At 45.6% G+C, this 3,153-nt stretch carries 3 protein-coding genes; all 3 read left to right on the top strand.

Annotated features, from left to right (window positions below; genetic code table 11):
• Positions 1–152: 152 nt before the first annotated feature.
• Positions 153–452, top strand: a complete 300-nt coding sequence (locus PHF79_04185; protein MDD5318979.1) for a hypothetical protein — start codon at positions 153–155, stop codon at positions 450–452.
• 55 nt (positions 453–507) lie between these two features.
• Positions 508–2,406: a molecular chaperone DnaK gene (gene dnaK / locus PHF79_04180; GenBank protein ID MDD5318978.1), complete on the top strand. Its 1,899-nt coding sequence runs from the start codon at positions 508–510 to the stop codon at positions 2,404–2,406.
• A gap of 159 nt (positions 2,407–2,565) precedes the next feature.
• Positions 2,566–3,153, top strand: a 588-nt coding sequence (locus PHF79_04175) for a DnaJ domain-containing protein (GenBank protein ID MDD5318977.1), incomplete at its 3' end; no start/stop codon positions are given.

Here is a 3,153-nt window from a genome sequence, read left to right as displayed (position 1 = left end):
AGATCACACTGTCACTGAGGTAGTTCAAAAAGGCTATAAACTCAATGGCAAAATAATCCAGCCGGCAAAAGTAAAGGTTGGGGATTACAAACCCAGTTAAAACACGCTAAAATCTTCTTGACAATAACATAGGTCTGCTATAATACCACTACATGCTAGCTACCCGCCGTTCACAATTCGTTGAGAAAATCATCACTTCGCCCGAAGGCCTTGATTTTAGGGTAGTTTTTCTCGTATTTGAAGAAGGTGGACGCATTAAAGCCCGGCTTGTTTCGGCTACTCCCATCAGCGCTCCTGCGACTAATAATAATGCCGCTATGGCCTTGCCTGGCTTTGCCCAGTCAATGGAATATGCAGCCATTCTGGCTTTTACCTGGGACGATATCATTCCATCGCCTTACAATTCTATTTTACGTTTTACCGGCTCTATTCCTCGAGGTCCAAACGCTTAAGACTTTTAATTTTGACAGTCCTGCTAGTATTTAAAAGTTTTAACTCAAACAATTTATGTCTAAAATAATCGGTATCGATCTCGGTACCACCAATTCCGCGGTTGCCGTCATGGAAGTCGGTACACCAAAAATTCTAGAAAATGCTGAGGGAGCCCGCACCACACCTTCAATCGTAGCTATCTCAAAAACTGGCGAGCGCCTTGTCGGCCTTTTGGCTAAACGGCAAGCCGTGACAAATCCAAAAAATACTGTTTTTGGTATCAAACGCTTCATCGGGCACACCTTTGATGATGCTGCGGTGCAAAAGGATAAAAAAGTTGTCCCATTTGAAGTCAACAAATCAGCCAATGGTGGCGTCGAAGTAAAAATGGGGGATAAAAATTATCGTCCAGAGGAAATCTCAGCCATGATTCTCCAAAAGCTCAAGCAAGATGCGGAGGCCAAGCTGGGTGAAAAAATCACTGAGGCTATTATCACGGTGCCTGCATACTTCAATGATGCACAGAGACAAGCTACAAAGGATGCCGGCAAAATTGCTGGTCTTGATGTCAAACGTATTATCAACGAACCAACAGCAGCCGCTCTAGCATATGGCTTCAATAAAAAGAAAGACGAAAAAATAGTTGTCTTCGACTTTGGAGGGGGTACGTTTGATATCTCAGTCCTTGAAGTTGGTGATGACGTGGTGGAAGTAAAATCAACAGATGGTGACTCTCACCTCGGTGGAAAGGACATCGATCAGAAGATCATTGCCTGGATTGCTGATGAGTTCAAAAAAGAATCTGGCATAGACGTGCGAAGTGATGCCCTTGCCCTCCAGCGACTCGATGAAGCGGCGGAAAAAGCCAAAATTGAGCTCTCCACTGCACTTGAATCAGAAATCAACATTCCATTTATCACTTCCGACGCCTCAGGCCCACGTCACCTTCAGCTCAAGCTTTCTCGTGCAAAGCTCGAGGAGCTCACAGCAGAATTTGTCGAACGAGCGATCCAGATCACCAAGCGTGCTATGGAAGCATCTCCTTTCAAATTGGCTGATATCCAGGAAGTCATTCTGGTTGGCGGACAGACACGTATGCCGGCCATTATCAATGCTGTCAAAGAATATTTTGGCAAGGAGCCCAACAAATCAATCAACCCAGATGAAGTGGTAGCGCTCGGTGCAGCCATTCAGGGCGGTATCATCCGCGGTGACGTCAAAGACATACTTTTGCTCGACGTTATTCCTCTTTCTCTCGGTATTGAGACCATGGGAGGTGTGGCTACAAAGCTCATCGATCGCAACACTACGATCCCTTCGTCAAAGTCACAGATCTTTTCCACAGCCGCTGACAATCAGACATCTGTAGAGATCCATATTACCCAAGGTGAACGAGCCATGGCCAGCGACAACAAGTCTCTCGGTAGGTTTATTCTTGATGGTATTCCGCCATCTCCACGAGGTATTCCTCAGATCGAGGTGACCTTTGATGTAGACGCCAATGGTATTCTCAACGTAAAAGCTAAAGACAAGGCCACTAGCAAAGAACAATCAATCCGCATTGAGGCCAGCTCCGGTCTTTCAAAAGAAGATATTGATAAAATGCAAAAGGATGCCGAAGCTCACAGTACCGAGGACCAACAGAAAAAAGAGGCCGTCGAAGCCCGCAATATTGCTGAGCAAATGATCTACACAGCAGAGAAAGGTCTGAAAGATGCTGGAGATAAAGTACCAGAAGATGTCAAAAAAAGCGTTGAAGAAAAAATCACGGCACTTAAAACGGCGAAAGACGCTAATGACACGGCCTCATCTGCTGGCCTTGAGGCTATCAAAAAAGCGACCTCAGACCTTTCCACAGAAATGTCAAAAATTGGAGAGGCCATGCAGAAGGCAGCTCAGACAGAGGCCCCAAAGCAAGAAGGTCAGGATGACAATATCAAGGATGCAGAGTTTAAGGAAGGTGAGTCGAAGTAAGAATACTCTGTTAGTTTAATTAATTAGTGTGCACTCATAAGGAAATGTGTTGAGCAGACATTGCGGAGGAGCTTGGCTCCGAGCATAGCAAAATCTCACCAGAGATTTATGTGTGTCTGCGAGATACATTTCCTGGAGAGTGCATGGTAAGAAAATAAAATGAAAGACTACTACAAAATACTGGGTGTTGAAAAAAACGCCTCTGAAGATGAGATCAAAAAAGCCTTCCGCAAACAGGCGCATATTCATCATCCCGACAAGGGAGGTGGAGATGAAAAAAAGTTTAAGGAAATAAATGAAGCATACACCGTCTTAAGTAATCCTCAAAAACGAAGAAACTATGACCAGTTTGGGAGCGCTGATGGTCATGGTTTTGGTGGTCAGGGTGGATCAGGACAATATGGAGGTGCAACAGGTCAGGGCTTTGGAGGCTTTGACTTCTCAGGTTTCCAAGGTGGCTTTGGCGGACAAGGATTTGGTCAGGATGGAGGAATTGAGTTTGATCTCGGAGATATTATGGGAGATTTTTTTGGTCGGGCTCGTGGCGGGCAGGGAAGCCACGCTGGGCGTGCCAGCCGCGCACGTGGGGAGGATATTCAAGTTGATATTGAGCTCTCTTTCAAGGATTCTATTTTTGGAACAGAGCGTACTATCAATCTCAACAAGACAAGCGCCTGTGAACATTGCAAGGGCAATGGAGCCGAACCAGGGACTGATCTAAGAACCTGTGCGACTTGCTCCGGTAAG

The sequence above is a fragment of the Candidatus Paceibacterota bacterium genome, assembly GCA_028714275.1.
Lineage (GTDB): Bacteria > Patescibacteriota > Minisyncoccia > Phycocordibacterales > CAINVO01 > CAINVO01.
Note: the sequence above shows the minus strand (reverse complement) of the source record. Positions and strands in the feature narration are given on the sequence as shown.